The organism is Nostoc sp., assembly GCF_036919615.1.
GTDB lineage: Bacteria > Cyanobacteriota > Cyanobacteriia > Cyanobacteriales > Nostocaceae > Nostoc.
This window is the reverse complement of sequence record NZ_JBALCN010000097.1, coordinates 51,221-75,453: the sequence shown is the minus strand read 5'-3', so window position 1 is coordinate 75,453 and position 24,233 is coordinate 51,221. Positions and strand designations below refer to the sequence as shown.

Here is a 24,233-nt window from a genome sequence, read left to right as displayed (position 1 = left end):
GCCTTTGTATAACGTCGGGAAAAAATGGTCGCTAACAGCATTGGCTAAATTAGGACTTACGCACGGGTTATGGAAAAACGAACCACAGAGACACAGAGTACACGGAGGAATAAGAGTTTGAGAGGTTTTTTGCGTAAGTCCTATAAATATTAAAACCCAATCACGCAAACAGCTTTTCGCTTCTGCTCTGGCGTGATCTCCAGATAACGCTGCAACGTCCTGAGGTCGCTGTGACCAGAGATTTCTTGAAAGAGAACAGGCGCTTAAATTTTTTTGTCAAACCCCAAACTGCTTGATAAATTTTATACTTTAGTTCTACTCTTAATTTATTCACCGCCGTAATTGATACTAAATATACAAAGACTTATTGTAGATATTTTTGCAAATAGAGTAAGCTTTTTCTACCTACAAAAAATTTATAGACAACCCGTATATCAATTTCCACCTCTGGAAGGCACAGCGATCACTATCAAGCGATGTCTACGACGGGCTATTCGGTGTCGCACTTCGCACGAAGTCGTTACATGTCTAAATCTGTGGTTTCATTTGAAGGATATCAAATTTTGCAAGATATCTACTTATGATGATCAACGTTGCACCCGCCATTGTATTACTAGGTCAAAATAGCATGACAGTCGCACGCAAAATAATTACTGTCCTACCAGGGGCGACACTATACGGTCTAGCGGGTCGCACATCGGGAGTTGATGTCAGCTTTACTAATTTTGGCGAGACCTTACGCGAGTTATTTGCCCAAGGAACGCCGCTGATTGGCATTTGTGCCGCCGGCATTCTGATCAGGACGTTAGCTCCGGTACTCTCGGATAAACAACAGGAACCACCAGTGCTAGCTGTGGCTGAAGATGGTAGTGCTGTTGTACCCCTCTTGGGCGGACTTGCTGGGGTAAACGATTTGGCACGCCGCATTGCCGAAGCGCTTGATATCAAGCCTGCAATTACAACCACAGGCGACCTACGTTTGGGCACAACGCTGTTGTCTCCTCCCCCTGGATACCATTTAGCGAACCCAGAGGATGCGAAGAAATTTATCTCAGATTTGCTGGCTGGGGCACAAGTCAAATTAGAAGGTATAGCACCTTGGTTGAGCGACAGTAAACTACCCATAGATCCAAAAGGAGATTTGACTATCCAAGTTACCGAACGTTTGGTGACTCTTACAGCTAACTGCCTTGTCTATCACCCAGCAACTATAGCGATCGCAATTAATGGCATCATTAGCTATGCAGATGATCCAGTCGCTTTAGTACAGCAGCTACTAGCTGATGCCAAACTAGAAAAAGCATCAGTCGCCGGGATATTTGCACCCATCACCGCTGCTGCTGATCCAGCAATCCATGCCGTAGCTAGCGCCTTGGGAGTGCCTGCCCGCTTTTTTACCCCAAATCAGCTAGAAAGTCTGTTATCAGCAGATTATAGCCCCGCCCAAGCAGCAGTGATCACCGCCACAGGCACATCCCCCTTATCTCCCTCATCTCCTTATTTAGCGATCGCCATTGCCCCTCAACCAATTGACCCCAATACCATCGGTCAGCCACGCGGACGGTTAGCGATTATTGGCACGGGCCCCGGTGGATCGCAGTGGATGTCTCCAGAAGTGAAGGAGATACTCAAGTCAGCAACTGACCTAGTGGGTTATAAAACTTATTTAGATTTAGTCGGTTCTCTGGCTGATGGCAAGCTACGGCATGAGTCCGACAACCGCGAAGAAGAAGCACGGGCAAAAATGGCCCTTGATTTGGCAGCATCTGGACGATATGTAGCTGTAGTTTCATCTGGTGATCCTGGTATCTATGCAATGGCAACAGCGGTTTTTGAAGTATGCGATCGCTATGCCAAACCCGAATGGGACAGTATAGATATTCATGTAGCACCAGGTATCTCAGCCATGCAGGCAGCAGCAGCAGCGATTGGTGCGCCCCTTGGGCATGACTTTTGTGCTATTTCCCTTTCTGACATCTTGAAACCTTGGTCAGCGATCGCACAACGAATTGCCGCTGCTGCCGAGGCTGATTTCGTAATTGCTTTCTACAATCCTGTTTCTAAAAAGCGTACCTGGCAACTGGCAGAAGCGAGAAATATTTTACTACTACATAGAACAATAGATACCCCAGTAGTGCTAGCGCAGAATCTCGGCAGACCAGGACAGACGGTGAAGGTGATCACACTTGACCAGTTAACACCAGCAAGCGCTGATATGCGGACAATTATTCTCGTTGGTTCTACAAAAACCCAAACCATCAAGCGCAGTAATGGTAGTATCTGGGTTTATACGCCGCGTCGCTATACCGAACAGTAGGGATAATCAGCGCTGTCAACGAAGAGAGCAGGGGAGGCACTTTTTTAAGCGATCGCATAATATAGCGATTCTCACTTCGTTGGGATACAGTCTGAACCTTACCCCGTATTTGAGAGGCGTAAACACTCCCCTTTCCTTGGTAAGGAAAGGGATTGGGGGTGAGGTTTAAAAATGTACTTCATGCAAACGAGAACCGCTATAAAACCCCAGGACTGGGAATTCATTCCTGGGGTTTTATTATGCACACCTCGCGCAAAGGATTAAATATTCTCCGCTGCGGGAACGCCTAAAGGTAAACGATCAGCAAGGGAGGAGAATTATTAAATTTTGGCTAATCAGGAAAAGTGAGGAAACTAATGATAGCTTGAGAGCATAGAAAACAGATAACAAGCCATTATGAATAATTCAGCATTAATTACCCTTCCTCTATTAGCGTGTATGATCCTGTCGCCAGTTAGCAAAGCTGATATTGTCCAAAGTTCAACCAATCATGCCATCAAAATGTCTTCATTTAACCTGAGTTCCCAAAAATGGAAAAATCGAGTGCTACTAGTCTTTGCACCGTCTGTTGATAACCATACCTATCAGCAGCAAATGCAACTATTGCAAGCGCATAACAACGGTTTTGCAGATCGGGATTTAGTTCTCGTTCAGGTTTTGGCAACAGATGAAAGCTATGCCAACAGACAGCCAATAGATGAGTCTTCTGCTGCCAAGTTGCGCGATCGCTTTGGGGTTGACAAAGAAAATTTTCGCGTGATTTTGGTGGGCAAAGATGGTGGTGTTAAGCGCAGTAATGCTACACCAGTTCAGGCGACAGCAATTTTTGAGGAAATTGACGCTATGCCAATGCGTCGGCAAGAAATGCAAGAGCGAGGCAGAAAGTAACTAGAGTTGCTGTAGTTAAGCTTCTCTAAAGTTTTCTTTACATGACTTACGCAAAATTAGGAAAAAACGTAGACGCAGAGCGGAGCGGCTTGCTGCAGGCTACCGCATTCGCGCAGCGTCTCGTTAGAGAAGGACGCAAAGGAGAGGCAGCGCGTTGCGGGGGTTCCCCCCGTTGTAGCGACTGCCGTCACAAAGGAATAGAGTTTTAGTCCTACTTTAGTTTAAGACTTACGCAAAAAACCTCTCAAACTCTAATTCCTCCGTGTCCTCTGCGGACTCTGTGGTTCGATTTTCCGTTGCTTGTGCGTAAGTCCTATAGTTGAATGACTAGCCAAGACTTACGCAACGATGAGGAAAATACGTTACCTTTGCGTAAGTCCTAACTAGCTTTGAAAAACTTTTGTCAAGTTTTGTATAACAGAATAATCTGATGATCACTGTCCATCACTTGAACAACTCCCGTTCTCAACGTGTGCTCTGGCTGCTGGAGGAACTCGGCGTAGAGTACGAAGTCAAGCGCTACGATCGCGACCCGAAAACCATGTTAGCACCGGCGTCACTGCGCGAGGTACATCCACTCGGCAAGTCGCCAGTGATTACCGATGGTGCATTAACCCTGGCTGAATCCGGTGCAATCATTGAGTATCTCGTCGAACGCTACGGTAACAGACGGCTGATTCCGGCTCCGGGTACGCCGGAGCGGTTGCGCTACACCTACTGGCTGCATTACGCGGAAGGCTCGGCAATGCCTCCGCTAGTGCTGAAGCTCATCTTCGACCAAATCGAGAAGGGGCCAATACCATTTTTCGCCCGGCCGATCGCCCGAGCGATCGTTAGTCGCGTCAAGAACTCGTTTATTGAACCTCAGATCGCGCAGCACTTAGATTACCAGGAGGCGGAGATTAAAAAAAGTACGTGGTTCGCTGGCAACGAATTCACCGCAGCTGATATCCAGATGAGCTTCCCCCTAGAGGCGGCAGCCGCCCGAGCTGGACTTAATGCGAGCCGTCCGAAGCTTATGGCTTTCCTAGATCGCATTCACACGCGTCCGGCCTACCAGCGTGCACTGGAGCGTGGCGGTACTTACGAGCTTCTGAGTTAAGCAGAAGGCTCTTATAAACACGCGCCTAACTCTGCATCAGCCGTAGTTAGCTATGGGATTGACGAAGAAGCAGGGGGTATTCTTTACTATCAATGTAAATTACTCCCGAACCAGCTTCCACAAAGAATACTTCACACATATCTTGATGCGCGTGTGCTGGTGCGGTTTGTCCGGGAGCAAAACGTGCTTGAGAAAAGTTAGTCAGGTGAGGTAAATCGCCGAAGCGTAGCATCACCTTTTTCTTGATTTCAGGATTGTGAGAAACAGACTCTTCTGTAAGTTTTTCACCAGAAGTGGTAATCATTCAGGTCTCAAATCGTTAGATAATTCCACAATACCTCTAGACCCATCAATCCTTACCCGTTGACCATCTTGCAGGAGCCATGTAGCACCTCGAACATCCATCACAGCGGGAATCCCATATTCACGAGCAACGATCGCACCGTGAGAAAGCCGTCCACCAACTTCGGCAATTAATCCTCCAGCCCTTAACAACAAAGGGGCCCAGCCGGAATCTGTGTAAGGTACTACCAGAATTGTATCTCGGTCAATCTCTGGCACATCTTGTAAATTTCGCAACACCTTCACCCTACCTTCGACTTGCCCCGGACTAGCGCCAATACCTTGTAAGATTTGGTCAGAGTAGAGCGCAGAGGGAGCTAAGGGGTGAGGGGGTGTATTGCCGTAGACTAAAAGAGGTACTTGAATAATCTGGCTATCTTGGACAAATTGCGATCGCCTCAATTCCACTAACTTATCTAACTCCTCAATTAACCTAGAATCGTCACCCACAACTAAACGCCGCACTTCATCAAAGTTTAGAAAAAAGATATCTCCTGTTTTCTTGAGTAAGCCGGACTTTAACCAAATCTTCTCTAAAGCAACAAAACTCCAACGCAATTCAGCCAAAAGCCGTGAATAAACTTCAGTAACACGTCCTTTGATATCCACACGCCGTTGCACAAAAGAGCGTTTGCGCTTACCAGCAAAGATGCTATTAATCGCGTCTTTAGCGCCTGATTGTGGTTCGTTACCCTGCATTAACTGCACAAACATCTGCTTAATCATCAGGGGATTCTCCCGCCAAGTGGAAACGGAAATATCAGTTCCCACTTCACTCAAATAGCCGTAATCTTGAAGCAATTCGTCAAATTCTCGGAGGATCTTCTCTCCTTGGGGCGTTTGTTTCAACTGCTCAAATACCTGCTGTGGCTCAAACTCAAGCAATACTTGCTTGGCATCTGTAGCCAAAGCACTCAGCGATCGCAATGCCGCCACTTCTGGGGTAACGCTGTGATCAATTTGCCCATCCTTCACCCGAAAAATCCCCTGGCGGAGGGCAGCACTCAAGGGAGCTAAAATGCTGTAATACGTCCCTTGACGCACCAACTCTAGGGTAAAGTCAATTCTTGCCAACAGCTTGGATGGTTCAAAGTTATCTATATCTGACTGCGCCAATTGCGACAACCCAGGAATGAACCGGTTGTGATAATCCCGCTTGAAGTCTTTTTCTAAACTTAATTCCCGTCTTAGTAACTTCCCTAGTCCTGGCAAATTTTTCCAGGTTGACTCCCAAGACGGCTTACTTAATTTAGCTCCTCTGGTTAAAAATTCCAGACTTTCGGATGGTAGTCCCATCCGCAGAAAAATATTCCCTAAAAGGGATGCATTAAAATAAGCTCTGGAATAATGGAGAGTTGCTGTTTCGCTGAAATCTAACCCCAAGGCGCGTTCGCCCAAAACTAAAGTAAAAAGTTCTCCCCAAACTCCACAAGTTAAGGGACGATTAATTGACCATGTTAAGGGGTGAATTACTCCGGGAATCACTTCGGCGGCGATTTTGCGTGTCCACATGGGCAGCAGAGTGGTAATCGGTCGAGATTGCAACACCCAGAGTGTTTGACCGTCATAACTCCACTCTATATCTTGAGGAGTGCCATGATAGCGTTTTTCGATTCGGTAGGCTAAGTATGCAACTTGTTTAATTAGTGCTTGTGGTACTCGTCCTTGACCCTCTAATTGCACAGAGGAAGAATTTTCTGTTTCAAGGACAAAAGCGCGATATTGTTCTGGTGTGACTTTTCCCGAAACGACTTGCGTCGGGCTTCCTGAAAGGGCTTCAATGATGATCGCATCACCTTGCTGAGTAATGGGATCACGGCTGAAAGCGACGCCAGAATATACACTCTGGATTTGTTGTTGAATCAGCACAGCCATTGCTGTGTCATTTGAGCCGCGATCGTGCCGATATTGCACGGCAGATGGCTGATTATAAGAAGCTTGAACTTGGACGATCGCTGACTGCAATGCCTCTGGGCTGGTAACATTTAAAACTGTTTCATACTGCCCAGCAGCGGAAGCCTGTTCTGAATCTTCTCCAATAGCAGAAGAACGCACCACCAAGGGAGATAATTCTGATGGCTGGAGAAATTCTGTCAACAGTTGAGGATTGTCGATTGGGGCAAGTACCCATCCCTTCGGGACTGGATAGCCCCAGCGTTTAATTTGAGATAATGTAGCCGCCTTTTCTCCGACAATGGCAGCATCCAACTCTTCATCTAGAGAAACCATCACGCGATCGCCGCGTAAAAATTCCAACATCGCCTGCGATTCTGTTTGTGCCTCTTGGGCTGGCAGATTCAGATCATCAGGAATTTTTGTATAAATCCAGCCCATTAAACCAGCTAAGGCAACAGCAGCAAGCATTCTGGGGATATCACTAATGTGCAAAAGTGCCACAAACAGAGGAAAGAGAAGCAAAACCCCAAATTTGACTACCCGTCTCGATTGCAGAATTGTAAAGCTAATGATTGCAAAGAAAGATACAAATATTGCCACTAGTGGATCATGTACGACAAATCCCCAGACTACATTTGTCGTACCTGCACCTCTGCCTACCCAGTATCTACCTATTACCAGAGCGATCAGGGCAATCAATTCCCAATGCGATCCCTCTGGGAAGAAAACGCGGGTGAGTAAGACTGCTGCAACTCCTTTAAAAGCTTCTGACAAGACTGCCAGAATTCCGACAAACCTACCGCCGTGATAAAAAGCAGCTGATACACTAATGTTTCCTGTACCAACTTGTGATAATTGCTTGTGCGTAAGCGCGTAAGTGATCCATCCAATCAGGGGTAATCCGCCCAAGAGGGGGCAGGCAATTAAAATAACTAAGATACCCCAAGGTTCAAACATTCTGGATTTTGGATTTTAGATTTAAATTTTCCATCTAAAACCTCAAATCTCAAATCTAAAGTTTTTCTGAAATTTTTGATGGTTAATAGGGCGTTTTTATTTACTAGTTACTTAACGGACACTTGGCTACGATGGAAACCGTTTAAGACAAGTGTCCTTCTAAGCTACTAATGGTTTTAGTTTAGCGCATAGGCAGCTTGCAGCGCCCAGATTATCAGAGCAGCGATCGATCCCAGAAGCAACACGGTAGAGATAGTGACTACTTTTGGGGAATCTGCACCCTCAAATTTCATAATTCCTCGATTTAAGTCGGACACAGCTTTGTAATCCTTTTTTGTTGGAGCATGAGATATTTGTCCGTTTTGATTGTAGTCCTTCTATTTGTGGATGATGTTAAATTCCTAATATTATTTTGTTTAAGCTTGACAATTTTTCCATCACCATAATTACTTATTTCTTTAGAGGTATTAGTCTTATTTTTACAATGCTCGGGTATGGGGCATAGGGCATGGGGAATAAGCAGAGGAGCAGAGGGCAAAGCTAAAAATACTAAGAATTTTGTAACTAAATTACAACAAGAAGCAGAAAAGCAGAGGGAAGGCTAGAAAATACTAAGAATTTTGTAACTAAATTACAACAAGAAGTAGAAAAGCAGAGAAGAAAGCTGAAAATGATCGGGATTTTGTAACTAAATTACAATATGTACTAAAATCAAGGACTTGAGTCATAAAGAGAGCAATCATGGCATCCATCCGCGAGTTGCACGAACAACTGGTTAAAAAAGAACGTTCTGCCGTTGAAATTACCCAAGAAGCTTTAGAACGCATTCAAGCGTTAGAGCCGAAATTGCACAGCTTTTTATGTGTGACCGCAGAACGGGCATTAGAGCAGGCGGGTGCTGTGGATGCCAAAATTACTGCGGGGGAAGAAATTGGTCTATTAGCAGGGATTCCGATTGGGATTAAAGACAATTTGTGTACCAAAGGGATTCTTACCACCTGCGCCTCCAAAATGTTGGAAAATTTTGTACCGCCCTATGAATCTACAGTGACGCAAAAATTGGCAGATGCGGGGGCGGTAACGGTGGGTAAAACTAATTTGGATGAGTTTGCAATGGGTGGTTCCACAGAAAACTCTGCCTACCAAGTCACCGCGAATCCTTGGGATTTGTCACGGGTTCCTGGTGGTTCTTCTGGGGGTTCTGCAGCAGCAGTGGCGGCGCAAGAATGTGTGGTTGCTCTCGGTTCTGATACTGGCGGTTCGATTCGACAACCTGCATCCTTCTGTGGTGTTGTGGGAATAAAACCGACTTATGGATTGGTTTCTCGTTATGGATTAGTAGCTTTTGCTTCGTCTTTGGATCAAATTGGTCCATTTGGACGCTCAGTAGAAGATGCAGCAATATTGTTGAGTGCGATCGCAGGTCATGACCCTAAAGATTCTACCAGCCTCAAAGTTGCTATTTCCGACTACTCTGCTAGCTTAAAACCAGACCTCAAACCTAGAGGACGGCTAAGAATTGGTGTTATCAAAGAAACTTTTGGTGAAGGTCTGGATGCTGTGGTGGAACAAGCTGTTACCAAAGCAGTAGATGAATTACAAAGTTTGGGAGCGGAAATTCATATCATTTCCTGTCCTAGTTTTCGTTATGGCGTACCTAGCTACTACATCATCGCCCCATCCGAAGCGTCAGCAAACCTGGCTCGTTACGATGGCGTTAAGTATGGTTACCGCGTTCCTGGTGCAGACAATCTACTGTCGATGTATACTCGTACCCGTGCCACTGGTTTTGGTGCAGAAGTCAAACGCCGAATTATGATCGGCACCTACGCCCTTTCGGCTGGCTATTACGACGCCTACTATCTGAAAGCACAAAAAGTCCGTACCCTGATTAAGCAAGACTTTGAAAAAGCTTTTGAACAAGTTGATGTCTTAGCTTGTCCTACTGTTCCCACGACAGCTTTTAAAGCAGGGGAAAAAAATACTGATCCCTTGAGTATGTACTTACTGGACTTGATGACAATTCCCGCAAATCTCGCCGGTTTACCAGGGTTAAGTATACCATGCGGTTTTGATGACAAGGGATTACCAATTGGATTACAGCTAATTGGCAAGGCACTACGAGAAGACCAACTATTTCAGGTAGCTTATGCTTATGAGCAAGCCACTACTTGGCATCTACGTCAACCGCAAATATCTTGAAAATGGGCATTGGGCATTGGGTAATACAATTTTGGATAATGGAATTGACGATAGTGCAGCGTAAAGCCAACTCTTGGAGAGGCTGCGCCAACGAATCCGCGTCTCTTGCGCGTCTCGTAGAGAGCGTCTTTTGGATTAAATTTCAATCTAAAATCTAAAATTTTTCTCCCCCTGCCCTCGTGCCCATTTATCAGCCTGATTACTGTTCATTGACTGTTGACCATTGACTGTTGACCATTGACTTTTGGAGTCAGGGATTCAGATGTAATTTGTGGTGGATTAAGTATATATAACAGACCAGCAGATGCAGCTACTAATAATAGAATGTAGGTAACAACAAGAGGTATGTATGTATTTGGTTTGTTGTCTGAATCCTTGTGATCATTATGAGCATTATTGGAGTCTTGGCGGACTACATTGCTTATAAGAGCATGTGATAAAGCATTTCCATCCAATCCTAAAGCATCTCCATAGCGACGGATGAATCCTTGAACAAAAATAGGCTCAGGCAATTCTTCAAATCGTTCTTCTTCTAAAGCCTGCAAAATACCTGCTCGAATCAGTGTTTGAGAGGCTATTTCTTCTATACGGATGGATTTTTCTTGTCTTACTTGTCGCAAGTGTATGGTTATTTCCTTTAGCTGCTCTACTTGAGCTTCGTTTAAGAGCGTCACAGTCTTCTCTTGGTATGGGCTAATTCTACTATTCATTCAGAAGACTTCAATGTGCATACGTAAATTTACTGAATATTTGTTTTTTGGATAAATTTTTTTGATAATCGCTTAATCCAGCATTTTTAAATGCTAAAGCGATACAGATTAAGTGTTTTTTAGTTATAATCTATACCTTATTATTTTATAAATCAGGCATGAAAGTTAATAGACTGCAATTTATAATACAAGTATTTTCCCAACTGCTACTCTGGGCTGGGATAATTGCAGCGATCGCCTACTGTGCCATCTGTATATTTCTTTTTATTGGGCAACCTCGGTTCATTTTCTTTCCCTCTGCTGTGATTGAAAAGACACCAGAGTTTTTTAATCTCGCTTACGAAGAGGTTTGGTTATTTGTAGCAGTTAAAACAGGCAAGGTAGAACACATTCACGGTTGGTGGATAGAAGCCAAGCAACCGAATGCTAAGGTGTTGCTATACTTACACGGAAACGGTATTAATATTGGCGCAAATATAGCTCATGCGAATCGGTTTCATCAGCTAGGGTTTTCAGTATTGCTGATTGATTATCGAGGTTATGGTCGCAGTGAGGGTATGTTTCCCAACGAAAAGCGGGTTTATGAAGATGCAGTCACAGCTTGGAATTACTTGGTGCAGCAACAAAAGATTCCACCCAGCCAAATTTTTCTTTATGGACATTCTCTGGGGGGTGCGATCGCCATCGATTTGGCAGTCAAACACCCACAAGCCGCTGGTTTAATCGTGGAAAGCTCTTTTACATCCATCCGTGATTTAATAACTTATCGAAACATGTTTTGGATGTTTCCTGTGGATTTAATCTTGACACAGCGATTTAATTCCATTAAAAAATTGCCAAACTTAAAAATGCCAGTTTTATTCATTCATGGCGCTGCTGATTCGACTGTACCTTCTTTCATGACCCAAAAACTGTATGCCGTTGCTCCTGAACCAAAGCAACTATTATTGGTTCCAGGAGCAGATCATAACAACACAGCAGTAGTTGCTGGTTCACAATATTTGCAATGGGTAGAGTCTTTTGTGCAACAAGTGCAAGCTAGTAGCTATTTGAATTCCTGAGCCTCTATCAGCTTCGAGTAGCTTTGCGTTGGTACAGCTCGGACAACTCTTGGAGACACTGCGCGTAGCTTGCTTCTCCGTAGAGTACGGCAAAGTGACACAGTGAGCCTGTCGAATTGCTCAGTGACCACCGCAGGCATCAGTTATGGTGTTGGCACAGTTGCTTACTTCAAAAATCTTCATCAAAATTCTATTCCGATATATCGCGATATATTCCGATATATCGTATAGTAGAGAAAGTTGATGTGAGATTCATTTATGTTTAGACACTTTCGGTCACGTTTAGGTGCACCTGCATGGGCAGGAGTTAGCGAAGATGATTCATTGCTTGTCAGGTCTTGGTTTGGGCATGGCAAGCATCATGGTAGAGATCATGGCAAACACTTCGGCAATGAAATGTTTGGTCGTGGTTGGGGAGATGAATATCGGACTCGTCGGGGTGACATCAAGTTCATCCTGCTGGAATTGTTATCCGAGCATCCTAGTCATGGTTACGACTTGATTAAAGAGATGGAAACTCGTTATGGTGGTTTTCGTCGCCTTAGTCCTGGCTCAGTGTATCCAACACTCCAATTACTAGAGGAAGGTGGTTTTCTCAAGAGCGCACAGGAAGGTGGCAAGCGGATTTACACGATTACGGATGAGGGTAGACAATTATTGGCAGAACGTGCCCAACAGGAAACTTCAGACTCTCCTTGGGATACCTTCAAAAGTTTCGTGACAGGTAAGCCTCAAGAGTTTATTGAGTTGCGGAATGCTGCAACAGAATTAGCTGCTGTTGTGGTGCAGGTTGCTCGCAGTGGCAATATGGAGCGAATAAATCGGGTGCGTGAGCTTTTAGAGCAAGTTAAACGGGAAATTTACGCGATTCTGGCTGAGAAATGAGTCGGGAGTTGGGAGTTGGGAGTGAGGAGTGAGAATATATAGCGTTTCTCAATTGAGTCCAACACAGACAGACCTAACCCCCAGCCCCTTACGCCAGGTGCTTCTCCTAAGGGAGACGCTGCGCGAACAAGTTGGGAAACCCGCCCAACGCACTGGCTCCCCTGCAAGGGAAGGGGAGCAAGATTCAAAGCCTCTGACACCACATGCAAGGCTCGTCGGTAGAGCCACCCAATGCAGTGGCTCCTCCTTTTAGGAGAGAGGAATGGAAGTGAGGTCAGAGTGTATTGCATACAAACGATCGCTATAGGGTTCTGTTAACTAATGAAGCGATCGCACTTAAATCTGGCTCGATGAGTGAGTTCAGGAATGTCCACAACTGCAAATCAGTAAAATCTGGAATTGCCAAAAATGCGCCGATTTCCTGCAAAAGTTGCGGATCGTGGGTGGAGGCGATGCCAATAGTGCGGATACCTGCGCTCACCGCCGCCCAAATACCAGAGGGAGAGTCTTCTAAGGCGATCGCTTCTTCTGCTGTAATCGCCAACTTACTTAGGGCAACTTGGTAGGGCGCAGGGTCGGGTTTACCTGCAATACAATCATCCGCTAAAACAATTGTGTGAAAAGCTTCTTTAATTCCCAAAACCTCTAGCATAAATTCTGCATTTAATCTAGGGGCATTAGTTACTAATGCCCGTTTTAACTGATGTGTATCTGTCCATGCTAGTAGTTCAGAAAATCCACTCAGCGGTTTGAGATCAGGGGCAAGTTTGCGGAAAAGCGCCTCTTTTTCGTCTGCAAATTTTTGCCCTTCTGCTACTGATAATTGTGGCAGAATGTCTTTGACAATTTCTGGATTTAGCCGCCCACTAATTTGGGATCTATAAAATATTTCGTCAATTTCAATGCTGAAATTTAACAGCATTTCCTGCCAAGCTAGGTAGTGTATAGGATCAGTGTTGACAATAGTGCCGTCTAGGTCAAAGAGAATTGCAGCCAGCATGATTTTTAGGTAAAATGTAAATAATTGTTAACTTAATTTAAATAGTTTACATTGTTTTTTTGTCTTTATACAGCGCAAAAAGTCACAAATTAATCTGCTAAATCCTAAAATCTTAGGACTTACGCAAAAAACCTCTCAAACTCTCATTCCTCCGTGTACTCTGTGTCTCTGTGGTTTGTTCTTCCATGACCCGTGCGTAAGTACTGAATCTACACTGGATTGAGCATGTAAGGGCAGACAGGTAGAGCCTCTTAAGTAACTGTCGTATAATTGATAACCTTCTGTGTGAGCAAATGCTAGCCGCTACAAACTTTTTTCGCGTTGATGATTTATTAGTGCAGATTTACAACTCTGAAGTCGAAATGGCCCAAGATGTTGCAGAAATCGCGCAAAAGCATTTACAGCAAGTTCTTACACAACAAAATACAGCTGCTGTATTGTTAGCAACAGGTAACTCCCAACTCAAATTTCTTGATGCTTTGATTGCATTGGGTGGTGTAGATTGGTCACGGATTATTCTGTTCCATTTAGATGAATATTTAGGAATTACTGCTGACCATTTTGCCAGTTTCCGGCGCTATATGCGAGAACGTGTAGAGAAGCTGGTTATTCCTAAGAGATTTCACTATATAGAAGGTGATACATTGCAACCAGTAGCAGAGTGCGATCGCTACACTAAATTATTGCAAGCACAACCAATTGACTTATGTTGTCTTGGTGTTGGCGAAAATGGACATTTGGCTTTTAATGATCCAGCAGTAGCAAATTTTCAAGATCCTTACAGTGTGAAGCTGGTGAAACTAGATACAGTGAACCGTCAGCAACAAGTAAGCACAGGTCACTTTCCGAATCTAGAAACTGTTCCACAATATGCTTTTACTGTCACCATCTCGACAATTTGTTCAGCTAAAAAAATTATCTGTCTGGCTCCAGAAAAACGTAAAGCGAATGTGGTAAGAGAGATGTTGCAAGGAGCTATAAGTACAGACTGTCCGGCTTCTATTCTCCGTCAACAATCTCAAGCGACGTTATTTTTAGATGTCAATTCTGCTAGTTTGCTTTCTTGAACTTCTCTCGAATTTTCAGAGGATGTTTTAAAATTTTTTGGTGGTGAAGTCCAAATCACCAAATACTAAACGCTGAGTGGGGAATCTCACTTTTTTACTCCAATACGGTTGAGTTAAGGTTAAAACTCTTTGTCAAAGTCAATTTTTTTAACGTAGACGCAAAGTGTTGAAGCAGCGCGGTCTTCTCACATTGGGAGAGGCTAACGCCTGCCGTAGGATGCCCGAACGCAAGAGCGTCTCCTTTATATTAGATTATTTTTTAGCTCTGTTTTGAGCTTTTATTTCCTCTTCGATTTTCTCTTGTTTGTATTGTTCAGATAAAATATGCTGGTCAATTAAGCGGTCATTCATTGTTGGAAGACCTTGCCGATATTGATTTGTTTGCTTAACGACTTCGTTGCTTTTGGTTTGGTCGTATGCACCTTGATCTATTGCGCTTTCTTGCATATTGTTTAAAGCTTGCATCGCGTTTTGATAATCAGGATGCTTTTTAGCTCCAGGCTTTACTTGCTTTTTCGTAAGTGTTTTTAAAGCATCGTCTGCGCTTCGTTTACTATTTCCATAGGTAGCAGCATTATCTAACCCATTTTCGCTGTATTCAACTTTTTGTTTCCGATATTCGCTTTCTATTCCCATTCCTGAATGGAAAGGGAGGTTACCGCCTATAATGTCTTGGGTGTCCCCTATAAAGTCATTAAAGACATGATCTCCCTGCATTCTGCGTTCTTCCTCTGGCGGTTTTTGTTTTTTGGGGAGTGTTTTGTTTTTTGACATCAGTTGGACAGGTTGCTTCACATGTAGCTTTGGCTGTACTGCGGTAATACCTGAAATACTACTTGAGTGCGTCCGATTCAAATGATGCCCGTATTTCTCCGCTCGTGTGAACAATGTATTCAAGTCAGGTATCGGTCGTGACGCTTTTTTTGCCTGCACTGTAAATGGTCGTGATTCAAACAGGGACTGCCCTGAAGTAGTTGACAAATGTTGTGAGTGAATGTGTAGTCCTTCCGTCATAACAATCCTAACTTGAATTAAAACACAATTGATAAATAGAAGTAAAAATCACGCTTACGTAAGCCTCTTACTTTATCCTAATAACTTACAGGTAACAGCGACACTAATTTATGCATAGTTGCTGATCCTGAAGCCGATATTCGATATTGCCTCTTGCCAGTAGTTTGCTGCCATCCAACTGGCGATCGCCTAAAGCATTCACTGCCAGTTTTGTGATAGCCTCCAAGGATTTCCCCACCAGTTCACGGGTAGTATCCTTGAGAAGGATGATTTGTCCCTCGACTTCTACGTATTTGCAATTCCCATCAATCCACACTTGAATCACCTGGAATTGCCCCACGTCTGGCGGTAAGTTGATTCCCTAAGAGAAGGGCTGTAGGGGGTTTTCCCCATGAGCGACTGCACCAAGCCGGAGGGCTTGCCGCAGGCTACTGCAGAGGCGCAGAGGACACAGAGAGAAGGAAAAAATCCTTAACCCAAGCATATTGTTCTTTACTCAGAACTAGGAACTGTTTTGCCTAATGCCCCATATCCAATTCAAGCGATTACACGAACAGTGAGATATAATCCTAGTAACCACATACTGTTAGCAGTATCGAATGCTGCCATCAACAGAAAGTGCATCCCCCTGCTAGCACCAATCCCAAAAAACTCCAAGACCTTTTCTTAGTATGCGGACTTCAAAGTTTAGGACAACATTGTGTTGCAGTCCTAAAGGAGTACGATGTTAGAGTCAACGCCATTGACGATGTACAACCCGAACATTGGGAAGTCCAAGAAGTACCTAGCTTACTAGAAAAGTTAATCATCGGAGACTGCCGCCAGCCAAGTGTTCTAGAGCAAGCAGGTATAAGCCAGTGTCGTTCAATACTTTTAGTGACAAGAAATGAGCGGATGAATATAGAAGCTGCATTTGCAGCACGGCGTCTTAATCCGCACGTTCGCCTGATTGTACGTTCTGACAAACAAAATTTCAACAAACTCTTGTGGGAAAATTTAGGCAATTTTGTTGCCTTTGAGCCTACTCATCTCTCAGCTCATGCCTTCGCTCTGACAGCCCTTGGCTCTGAAGCTATTGGATATTTCACTTTAGAAGGGCAACTATTGCAAGTGATAAAGCACCAGGTACAAGCGAAGGATAGCTGGTGTAATGGCAAGCCAGTACATAGACTCAATCTCACAACTCGGCGCATCTTGAGTCACACACCTGTTTCATCTGCTCCACTCAAAGAATTGTTTGGCTGGGACCCAGAGGCAGAAGTGCAGGTAGGAGACACGCTAGTTTACATTGATGTTGCATATGATTTGGCTTTATCCGAGCAACACCGGAAATATCATAGCCAAAGGTGGCAATGGCAACAGTTTGTCCAAGGCATCACAGCAAAAAATCTCAAGCAGGAAATAGTGCAATTTTGGCAATCTAACCACCAAAGCCAAAATCAAATCCGGCGAATTGCGACAATCTATGCCATTACTGTACTCATCCTGTGGCTTGTTGGAATAATTCTTTACCACTTATATTATCCTGACATCACTCTCCAAGAAGCTTTTTATGCAACAGCAGTCTTGCTCTTGGGAGGATACGGAGATTTATTTGGCGGTGTTGAGTTTACATCGCAATCACAACCCTCAGACCATATGCCTTGGTGGTTGCGGTTGTTTAGCCTGGGACTGACGTTGACAGGTCAAGCTTTCGTGGGAGTATTATATGCACTGGTGACTGATGCTCTTGTCACTTCAAGATTCCAGTTTTTCAATTCCCGTCCTCCCATACCACAACGCAACCATGTAGTGATTATTGGCTTAAATCGCTTGGGACAGAGAGTGGCTGCTCTTTTGCAAGAACTCAACCAGCCGTTAGTAGGAATTCATCCTACCACTCTCGACCAAGACACTTTACCCGATATGCCCCTTATCGTTGGCAATGCTACTGAAGCACTCACTAAGGTGAATCTCTCCCGTGCCAAAAGCATCGTTTTAGTTGGGGACGATAACATGGAAAATCTGGAAATTGGTTTGATGGCTCATGCAATGAACCCTGCCACTAACTTGATTATCCGCTCTCAGGACCGCCAATTTAGTGATAATGTAGCCCCTCTGTTTCCCTATGCCCAAGTTCTGTGTGGCGCAGCTTTGTCGGCAGAAGTCTTTGCTTGTGCTGCCTTTGGAGAAAATGTTCTGAGCTTGTTTCACTTGAGCGAGCAAATAGTCATGGTGACGGAATACAAGATTGAAGATGGCGATACCCTGAATGAGTTGCTTCTATCTGAAATAGCCTATGGCTACAGTGTTGTGCCGATTCTCTACCAGAAATATCAGCGAGATAATTACTCCTTAATGCCCTGGTATGATGTTAAGCTTTATGCTGGCGATCGCTTGATTGTTTTAGCCACAAGCAGTAGTTTGCAGCGCATTGAATGGGGTGAAATGCTGCCTCGCCTTTGGCAGGTGCAGATTGAAAAAGCTCTGACTACAAATGCTATGATCTATGGTGCTGAAGAAATAGTCTTGATTACGGGATGTAGTTCTGCTACTGCTAGGCAATGGATGAATAATTTGCCTGGAGTGTTACCAATACAACTTTATAAACATCAAGCTCAACGTCTTGTGCGTGAGCTAACAAAAATACAAGTTTTGGCAAATGTAATCTTCATTGGGCAAGGTAGTAGCTCAACTTGAGCGAACGGGTCTGTAGTTGTAGGGGCGCAATATCAATGTATTATGCCCCTACGCGTGTGGTCTAACCGCTGTAATAGCCTAAAGTTTAGATAAAATAAACGTCGGTTGTACGTCTTTTACAGTGTGGTGAATACTATTTAGAACGAGGAGAACCTGTTACTTCATCAGGATCGCTATAAGCCCGGATTTTATCACGATTACGAGGCAGAAAACCAAATAAACCGGCTAGACCAAGTAAACCTAGCCAACCCCAATCGAAACCGCGATCGCGAGTTCCTTCGGAAGCTGCGATGCCTGTATTCCTGTTAGTACCTGTAGTGTCAGTGCCTGTACCACTACCTATTGTACCACTGCCTGTAGTGTCAGTGCCTGTACCACTACCTGTTGTACCACTGCCTGTTGTGTCAGTGCCTGTACCACTACCTGTTGTACCACTGCCTGTTGTGTCAGTGCCTGTACCACTGCCTGTTGTGTCAGTACCTGTACCACTACCTGTTGTGCCACTAGCTGCGCCACCACCTGTTACACCTGTACCTGTACCTGTTGTACCAGCGCCTGTACCAGTGCCTGTACCGCTACCCGTTGTACCAGTGCCTGTACCACTACCTGTTGTACCAGCGCCTGTACCCGTGCCTGTAGTACCAGCGCCTGTACCCGTACCTGTAGTACCAGCACCTGTACCCGTGCCTGTAGTACCAGCACCTGTACCCGTACCTGTAGTACCAGCACCTGTACCTGTGCCTGTGCCTGTGCCAGGACTTGTACCCGTGCCTGTGCCTGTACCCGTTCCTGTGCCAGGACTTGTACCCGTGCCTGTACCAGCACCTGTACCCGTGCCTGTGCCAGCACCTGTACCTGTGCCAGCGCCTGTACCAGTACCTGAGCTAGAGCTACCACTAGAGCCTCCACTGCCGGAGCCTCCACTGCCGGAGCCTCCACTGCCGGAGCCTCCGCTGCCAGAGCCTCCACCTTGGGCAAAAACAGAAGGAGGTAAGGACACAGAAGCAAAACTCATGGCAAAGACAGTAGCTAAAACAGCTTTAGATAAATAAATTGGCTTCATGGTTATGGTTCCTTTTTTGTTCTAAATTTCTGTGATTGATTTTAAAAACCGATATTGCTTACTCAATCCACTACTAAATTAGGTAAATTTTGATAAGACAGATTGAAAAGTCTATCATCTAGTTTATTTTGGAAGAGTTGAAAGCATTTGAAGTTCCTACAATAACTGACTATTCCTCAGAGTCAAACTAATTCATAAAAAGTAACTACTAATTCATGATTAGGAACCGACAACCAAAGTCGCTTGTTCACAACAAGCAAGGAATAATAATGTTTATTCATCATAAAAAACTACCTTCACTTGCGATCATAATTTTTAATTACTTATTGTGAATTATTTTGTCATTCTTATTCAGGATAACTGCTAGTTTTTTGCAAGACTTCTACCATAAGAGTAAAACCATTTATATCGCAGGAATGAATTTGGCATTAAAGTTAGTTTATGAATATGAAAATAATGGAACGTTTTCAAGCTTGCAATTAGATAAGCAGACCTTAAGATAAGCACAATCTTCCCATTGGGGGTTTTATTCGAGATTGGTACATCCATAGGAAGAGTTCACAAAACATTCAGAAGGATCTTTATATGTCCAAGATTTTTTGAATATAAAGCTGCTTACTTATAGACAAAAAATATAGTATCGTACCAATCATAATGAATATAAGGATTTTTGAGTTACTTATCTTATTTAGATGCTGGACGGTGGGTACCGAGGCGAAGAATTTATCCGATGGGTGATGGATATGTTTTGGTGGATTGTAGAAATTGTTCTTAGACATTTGGAAAAAAGGGTTTTGTCTATTTACCAAAGCGTTGAGTTGTCGAACGAACTTTTGGCTGGCTTAATTGGTGCCGATGCTTGAGCAAAGATTATGAAAGACTACCCGAATCCTCAGAGACATTTATCTATATTGCCATGATTCGTATTATGGTCAGACGACTGGCATGATTTTTGACTGGTTTCGACTTTTAAAACATCCTTTTAGAAAATAAAGCCTTAAACCTTGAGCAGAAATTATATTACATCTTCATTGCTAATGGTGTGCTTACAATTGGGATAATTTTTGCAATTCCATCTTACAGACTTTCATCAACCACCAAACCATTGGATAAATTTTATACCTATGATGGTTATTTATCATTTGTTTGTAATAATAAATACTTGCCTTCTAATTACTAACGTAGACAGTTTATTTGAATAAATTATCAAATCATTGACCATAAATATTTTTGAAGATACCAAAAAGATAACTTGTGGTACAGACTAATCTATTTTATGTAATAAAGATTACTTAGTTTTCAGTATTAGCCATCGGGATGGCTACGCTCGCCGTTCGCCTTGGTATCGTAGAGAAGACATCGCTCCCCTTTTAGGGTGATCTAACAAAATCGCATTGCTCTTACTCCCACTTACCAATTGCTTTGTCAAAAAAGTTGACATAAGTAGTTTTTATGTGGTACAGTATATTACATAAAGGATGAGTTAAATTAAAAAGACTTCCTAGCCAGTAGAGCACAGTGGAAATAAAATTACCATTTGTACGCAATTAGTTGATATTATAAGAAAAATTTTTCAAAATATTATACTTCACACAAAATAACTCAATTAATGCTGCATAACTAACAAATATGGATTTTGACTATTTTAGAAGTAATGAAGGCAATCCTACAAATAATACCCGGCAAAGCTTGCTTGCTAGCGGTTGGCGACCGTTTAACCGAGAATTAGACTGGGAGTTTTTGTGGCAACTATTGTACAGTGACTCCCGCGAATTAACTCAAAAAAGTTTGAATTTAGCGAGTAATGTTGCTGATATTTTGGGACGAAATAATTATGCTTGGTGGGCTAATTTATTAAGTGTTGTATCTGATAATACCCGCTACGAAGTTGAAAAGTTTTGGAATTACATCACGCCAGATCCTCAATCACCAGATCATCGCTACAAAGATGTTTTGAGTACGGAAACACCCATTGTGCAATTTGTCAGTCGTAGTAGCATTCCCATTGATTATGTTCTTAACCGACTCCAAGAAATTACTATATTGCGAGTTTTACATGTGTTGGGTAGTCCCGACATTATTACCCAGTATTATTCAGAAAGAGATTTTTATTTTCCTAGAGATAAATTTGTTAATTGGGAACGTTTAGACGTTATCAATACTGTTTATGCTTACTGGTCGAAGGATGACGTTTGGTTGCAAATTGACCCCTACGATCGCGGACGACGACAATATAGTTTAATGGCAAAAAATCTCGCGCCCCTAATTAACAAAGCGACTTACGACTTAGCAGTTATGCTGAGTGGATATCAAAGTCGTGTAGGCAAAGTTCATAGTCAATTTCCCATTCGGACATTTCCCGCAGATATACAAAACTTTACTGATTCTGTACAGCAAGCGATTCTTAATCAAAACCAGTTAGCGGTTGTTGTACATGGGCAACCAGGTACAGGTAAAACAGTCTGGACACAGGCAGTGGCAAAAGAAATTCTTGTACCTTTAGGGTATGTAATTTTTATTTTAGATCATGATGCGATCGCTAATTTTGTCCCACCAACTTACATAGAGCGTATTTGTATCGTTATTAACGAAGCTGATAATCTAGCGCAAAATCGTGCTTCCGAGGTAGCGCAATACAATAACAAAACCGAACACATTCTGAGTTTGCTGGATGGCACTTTGTATCAGAGTGTAATTGATGACTCTGGTATTCAGATGCAGCAACGGTTAGTTGTCTTGATGACTTGCAACACTACTGAAAGATTAGATCCAGCCATGTTACGTAAGGGCAGGGTGGATTTAATATATGAGTTTACCCAACTATTTATTTGAATTGGGTAACTCAATTGCACCGTAGCCTTTTAGGGGAGAGGAATGGAAGTGAGGTTTCTAGATAAGAGTGAAAAGTCAGATATCAGGCTACCTATTTTTTTTAAGTTCGTGCATACTTCTCACGATCTTTGTGACTAAATTTCTGGGTGTAAATCTGACACTTTCAGTCAATATCTTATTTTTCATCCCAGGAACGATAACAGTTTTGTTTGTCATTAAGCCCTGATAACCAATCTTAGCAACGGTTTCTGTCTCCATCATTCTCTTAATGCGAGCAATTTTTGAATCTTTCATTGCAGCTGTTCGTTGAAATTCCGATGCTGGTGGCCCTGGACAAAGAACAGTCACGCTAACACCTGTGCCCTCTAATTCATTAGCGATCGCTTCTGAAAATGATAAGACATAGGCTTTAGTAGCAAAATAAACTGCCATTAAAGGCCCTGGTTGAAAAGCAGCGGATGAGGCCACGTTTAATATTTTTCCATAGTTTTGCTCGATCATATTCTTGAGGAATAACTTAGTTAAATGAGTTAGACTCCCTATATTTAGCTGTAGCATTTTCAGTTCAATGGTGAGGTCTGTTTCGTTAAATACTCCATAAGTACTAAAGCCAGCATTGTTAATCAGCACATCAATTTTGATGGATGCTTGCTGTAGTTCGGTGAAGATTTCTTCTGGGGATGTTGGGATAGATAAATCCTTAGCAAAAATTTTCATAAAAATGCCAAATTTTTGCGGAAATTCATCTATAATTTCATTAAGTTTTTCTTCATTATTATCCACTAACACCAGATTATAACTATGACGAGCAAAAATCTGGGTTAATTGATAGCCTATCCCACTAGCCGCTCCTGTAATTAGAGCAGTTTTTTTTCGCCGACTTTCAGATGTTTGATTCATGTTACAAAAATGACTAATTTGAATTAATGAATTTAACTTTTATAAAAGTAGCTACAGCAATATATAATATTTGCTGTAGCTATTTTTATGGTGACAAAGAATGATGCTATCCACCTGAAATCAGTATGTTTCAATCCAGCATATTAAGCGCAAATATAAAAATCTGTATCCATATAAACAAGAGCAAGAATATTTCATATCGTTATCAATGCCACAGCATAATTCCGTTGCTATAACTGACGTGCAAGCAGCACAAGAGCGGATTTTGGGGATTGCCCACCGCACGCCTGTGCTGACTTCTAGAATTGTTAACGATCGCACCAATAGTCAAGTGTTCTTTAAGTGTGAAAACTTTCAACGCACTGGGGCATTTAAATTTAGAGGGGCGTATAATGCTCTAGCCCAACTATCGGTAGCAGAAAAACAAACAGGCGTTCTCACCTATTCATCGGGAAATCATGCCCAAGCGATCGCTTTAGCTGGACAACTACTAAATATTCCCACCACCATTGTCATGCCTGATGATGCTCCGGCTGTCAAACAAACTGCGACTCGTAGTTATGGTGCAGAGATAATTTTGTACAATCGCCAAGCCACAAACCGGGAAGAATTAGCCCAAAATCTAGCACAGAAGCGCTCTTTGACACTCATTCCCCCTTACGATCATCCCCATGTAGTCGCTGGACAGGGGACAACTGCTTTAGAACTGATCCAAGAAGTTGGTGAATTGGACTTACTATTAGTTTGTTGTGGCGGTGGCGGATTACTTTCCGGTTGTGCGATCGCAGTCAAAGCATTGTTACCCAATTGTAAAGTAATCGGGGTAGAACCAGCACTTGCCGACGATGCTACCCGCTCCTTTCACACCAAAACGCTGCAAACCGTCGAGAATCCTGATACCATCGCTGATGGTGCGCGAACTCCTAGCCTTGGTCAAATTACTTTCCCCTTAGTGCTGCATTACGTCGATGATATGGTGACGGTATCTGAAGAAGCGATTCTTCGCACCATGTTTTTCTTGTGGGAACGTCTGAAAATTGTAGTTGAACCCACCGGAGTCCTCGCAGCCGCAGCCTTGCTAGAAGGTGTGGTGACAGCACCAGAGGCGAGGATTGGTGTGATCATCAGCGGTGGAAATGTAGATTTGGCACAAGTTGGTAAATTGTTTTCTGTAGGATTGTATTGAACCGAGTATGCACTGCCCAATTTATCAAGTGTCTGTTAACCCAGAAAGGAGAGCGTGGTTTCTATTTTTACGATCCAAATGGTCATAACCTGGAAATATTAATCTGTGCATAGATTTTTAGTTGACACATCT

General features: G+C 43.2%; 19 protein-coding genes and 2 pseudogenes. 12 read left to right on the top strand and 9 right to left on the bottom strand.

Annotated elements, in window-relative coordinates:
- Positions 1-583: 583 nt before the first annotated feature.
- From cobJ to V7K48_RS28785, 3 genes are all read left to right on the top strand, one after another.
- The gene (gene cobJ, locus V7K48_RS28795) at positions 584-2,317 is read left to right on the top strand and encodes a precorrin-3B C(17)-methyltransferase (protein WP_442949489.1); all 1,734 of its coding nucleotides are present in this window, start codon (positions 584-586) and stop codon (positions 2,315-2,317) included.
- Between the two features lie 396 nt (positions 2,318-2,713).
- Entirely contained in the window at positions 2,714-3,205 is a 492-nt protein-coding gene (locus tag V7K48_RS28790) for a DUF4174 domain-containing protein (protein WP_335077739.1), read from the top strand.
- A gap of 430 nt (positions 3,206-3,635) precedes the next feature.
- A complete protein-coding gene (locus tag V7K48_RS28785; RefSeq protein ID WP_335077737.1) occupies positions 3,636-4,307 on the top strand; it encodes a glutathione S-transferase family protein in 672 nt (223 codons plus the stop codon).
- Between the two features lie 67 nt (positions 4,308-4,374).
- On the opposite strand, the pseudogene V7K48_RS28780 reads toward V7K48_RS28785, so the two are convergent.
- From V7K48_RS28780 to V7K48_RS28770, 3 genes and pseudogenes are all read right to left on the bottom strand, one after another.
- A pseudogene (locus tag V7K48_RS28780) lies at positions 4,375-4,611 on the bottom strand (cupin domain-containing protein); the annotation flags it as partial.
- On the bottom strand, positions 4,608-7,502 hold the full coding sequence (locus tag V7K48_RS28775; protein WP_335077735.1) for a glycerol-3-phosphate acyltransferase: 2,895 nt from the start codon (positions 7,500-7,502) through the stop codon (positions 4,608-4,610). The pseudogene V7K48_RS28780 and the gene V7K48_RS28775, both read right to left, overlap by 4 nt.
- 176 nt (positions 7,503-7,678) lie before the next feature.
- Complete coding sequence (locus V7K48_RS28770) at positions 7,679-7,819, bottom strand: hypothetical protein (protein WP_041565237.1); 141 nt, start codon at positions 7,817-7,819, stop codon at positions 7,679-7,681.
- A gap of 424 nt (positions 7,820-8,243) precedes the next feature.
- Between V7K48_RS28770 and gatA the strand changes: the two genes are divergently transcribed.
- Entirely contained in the window at positions 8,244-9,704 is a 1,461-nt protein-coding gene (gene gatA, locus V7K48_RS28765; protein WP_335077733.1) for an Asp-tRNA(Asn)/Glu-tRNA(Gln) amidotransferase subunit GatA, read from the top strand.
- A gap of 206 nt (positions 9,705-9,910) precedes the next feature.
- Here the strand turns inward: gatA and V7K48_RS28760 are convergent, their stop codons facing one another.
- Positions 9,911-10,414, bottom strand: coding sequence for a helix-turn-helix domain-containing protein (locus tag V7K48_RS28760; protein ID WP_335077731.1), 504 nt, complete (start codon positions 10,412-10,414; stop codon positions 9,911-9,913).
- Positions 10,415-10,572: 158 nt separating this feature from the next.
- Here V7K48_RS28760 and V7K48_RS28755 point away from each other — a divergent pair, with 158 nt between their 5' ends.
- Both V7K48_RS28755 and V7K48_RS28750 read left to right on the top strand, forming a co-directional pair.
- Positions 10,573-11,475 (top strand): alpha/beta hydrolase, encoded by a 903-nt coding sequence (locus V7K48_RS28755; protein ID WP_335077729.1) that lies wholly within the window; start codon positions 10,573-10,575, stop codon positions 11,473-11,475.
- Between the two features lie 258 nt (positions 11,476-11,733).
- Positions 11,734-12,360 (top strand): PadR family transcriptional regulator, encoded by a 627-nt coding sequence (locus V7K48_RS28750; protein WP_335077727.1) that lies wholly within the window; start codon positions 11,734-11,736, stop codon positions 12,358-12,360.
- A gap of 301 nt (positions 12,361-12,661) precedes the next feature.
- On the opposite strand, the gene V7K48_RS28745 is transcribed toward V7K48_RS28750, so the two are convergent.
- Positions 12,662-13,360 (bottom strand): HAD family hydrolase, encoded by a 699-nt coding sequence (locus tag V7K48_RS28745; protein ID WP_335077725.1) that lies wholly within the window; start codon positions 13,358-13,360, stop codon positions 12,662-12,664.
- A gap of 293 nt (positions 13,361-13,653) precedes the next feature.
- Between V7K48_RS28745 and V7K48_RS28740 the strand changes: the two genes are divergently transcribed.
- Positions 13,654-14,427, top strand: coding sequence for a glucosamine-6-phosphate deaminase (locus tag V7K48_RS28740; RefSeq protein ID WP_335077723.1), 774 nt, complete (start codon positions 13,654-13,656; stop codon positions 14,425-14,427).
- 252 nt (positions 14,428-14,679) lie between these two features.
- Here the strand turns inward: V7K48_RS28740 and V7K48_RS28735 are convergent, their stop codons facing one another.
- Together V7K48_RS28735 and V7K48_RS28730 are read right to left on the bottom strand one after the other, a co-directional pair.
- Complete coding sequence (locus V7K48_RS28735) at positions 14,680-15,441, bottom strand: hypothetical protein (protein WP_335077721.1); 762 nt, start codon at positions 15,439-15,441, stop codon at positions 14,680-14,682.
- A 103-nt stretch (positions 15,442-15,544) separates the two neighbouring features.
- On the bottom strand, positions 15,545-15,766 hold the full coding sequence (locus tag V7K48_RS28730; RefSeq protein WP_335077719.1) for a hypothetical protein: 222 nt from the start codon (positions 15,764-15,766) through the stop codon (positions 15,545-15,547).
- Positions 15,767-16,059: 293 nt separating this feature from the next.
- Between V7K48_RS28730 and V7K48_RS28725 the strand changes: the two genes are divergently transcribed.
- The gene (locus V7K48_RS28725; protein WP_335077717.1) at positions 16,060-18,120 is read left to right on the top strand and encodes a potassium channel family protein; all 2,061 of its coding nucleotides are present in this window, start codon (positions 16,060-16,062) and stop codon (positions 18,118-18,120) included.
- 133 nt (positions 18,121-18,253) lie between these two features.
- Here the strand turns inward: V7K48_RS28725 and V7K48_RS28720 are convergent, their stop codons facing one another.
- Positions 18,254-19,183: a WGxxGxxG-CTERM domain-containing protein gene (locus V7K48_RS28720; protein ID WP_335077715.1), complete on the bottom strand. Its 930-nt coding sequence runs from the start codon at positions 19,181-19,183 to the stop codon at positions 18,254-18,256.
- A gap of 692 nt (positions 19,184-19,875) precedes the next feature.
- Between V7K48_RS28720 and V7K48_RS35210 the strand changes: the two genes are divergently transcribed.
- From V7K48_RS35210 to V7K48_RS28710, 3 genes and pseudogenes are all read left to right on the top strand, one after another.
- Entirely contained in the window at positions 19,876-20,046 is a 171-nt protein-coding gene (locus V7K48_RS35210) for a hypothetical protein (protein ID WP_442949492.1), read from the top strand.
- Positions 19,977-20,132 (top strand): annotated as a pseudogene (locus V7K48_RS28715) (transposase); the annotation flags it as partial. The gene V7K48_RS35210 and the pseudogene V7K48_RS28715, both read left to right, overlap by 70 nt.
- Before the next feature lie 680 nt (positions 20,133-20,812).
- Positions 20,813-22,015 (top strand): AAA family ATPase, encoded by a 1,203-nt coding sequence (locus V7K48_RS28710; RefSeq protein WP_335077713.1) that lies wholly within the window; start codon positions 20,813-20,815, stop codon positions 22,013-22,015.
- An 87-nt stretch (positions 22,016-22,102) separates the two neighbouring features.
- On the opposite strand, the gene V7K48_RS28705 is transcribed toward V7K48_RS28710, so the two are convergent.
- Positions 22,103-22,915, bottom strand: coding sequence for an SDR family NAD(P)-dependent oxidoreductase (locus tag V7K48_RS28705; RefSeq protein ID WP_335077711.1), 813 nt, complete (start codon positions 22,913-22,915; stop codon positions 22,103-22,105).
- A gap of 208 nt (positions 22,916-23,123) precedes the next feature.
- Between V7K48_RS28705 and V7K48_RS28700 the strand changes: the two genes are divergently transcribed.
- Entirely contained in the window at positions 23,124-24,101 is a 978-nt protein-coding gene (locus V7K48_RS28700; RefSeq protein WP_335077709.1) for a threo-3-hydroxy-L-aspartate ammonia-lyase, read from the top strand.
- Positions 24,102-24,233: the final 132 nt, after the last annotated feature.

Bases quoted from the DNA above. Each gene is read 5' to 3' on its own strand.
- V7K48_RS28735 (WP_335077721.1), bottom strand. From the start codon at position 15,441: ATGACGGAAGGACTACACATTCACTCACAACATTTGTCAACTACTTCA.
- V7K48_RS28740 (WP_335077723.1), top strand. From the start codon at position 13,654: ATGCTAGCCGCTACAAACTTTTTTCGCGTTGATGATTTATTAGTGCAG.
- V7K48_RS28750 (WP_335077727.1), top strand. From the start codon at position 11,734: ATGTTTAGACACTTTCGGTCACGTTTAGGTGCACCTGCATGGGCAGGA.
- V7K48_RS28755 (WP_335077729.1), top strand. From the start codon at position 10,573: ATGAAAGTTAATAGACTGCAATTTATAATACAAGTATTTTCCCAACTG.
- V7K48_RS35210 (WP_442949492.1), top strand. From the start codon at position 19,876: ATGCTGGACGGTGGGTACCGAGGCGAAGAATTTATCCGATGGGTGATG.
- V7K48_RS28710 (WP_335077713.1), top strand. From the start codon at position 20,813: ATGGATTTTGACTATTTTAGAAGTAATGAAGGCAATCCTACAAATAAT.
- V7K48_RS28790 (WP_335077739.1), top strand. From the start codon at position 2,714: ATGAATAATTCAGCATTAATTACCCTTCCTCTATTAGCGTGTATGATC.
- V7K48_RS28785 (WP_335077737.1), top strand. From the start codon at position 3,636: ATGATCACTGTCCATCACTTGAACAACTCCCGTTCTCAACGTGTGCTC.
- V7K48_RS28700 (WP_335077709.1), top strand. From the start codon at position 23,124: ATGCCACAGCATAATTCCGTTGCTATAACTGACGTGCAAGCAGCACAA.
- V7K48_RS28720 (WP_335077715.1), bottom strand. From the start codon at position 19,183: ATGAAGCCAATTTATTTATCTAAAGCTGTTTTAGCTACTGTCTTTGCC.
- gatA (WP_335077733.1), top strand. From the start codon at position 8,244: ATGGCATCCATCCGCGAGTTGCACGAACAACTGGTTAAAAAAGAACGT.
- V7K48_RS28705 (WP_335077711.1), bottom strand. From the start codon at position 22,915: ATGAATCAAACATCTGAAAGTCGGCGAAAAAAAACTGCTCTAATTACA.
- V7K48_RS28745 (WP_335077725.1), bottom strand. From the start codon at position 13,360: ATGCTGGCTGCAATTCTCTTTGACCTAGACGGCACTATTGTCAACACT.
- V7K48_RS28760 (WP_335077731.1), bottom strand. From the start codon at position 10,414: ATGAATAGTAGAATTAGCCCATACCAAGAGAAGACTGTGACGCTCTTA.
- V7K48_RS28775 (WP_335077735.1), bottom strand. From the start codon at position 7,502: ATGTTTGAACCTTGGGGTATCTTAGTTATTTTAATTGCCTGCCCCCTC.
- cobJ (WP_442949489.1), top strand. From the start codon at position 584: ATGATCAACGTTGCACCCGCCATTGTATTACTAGGTCAAAATAGCATG.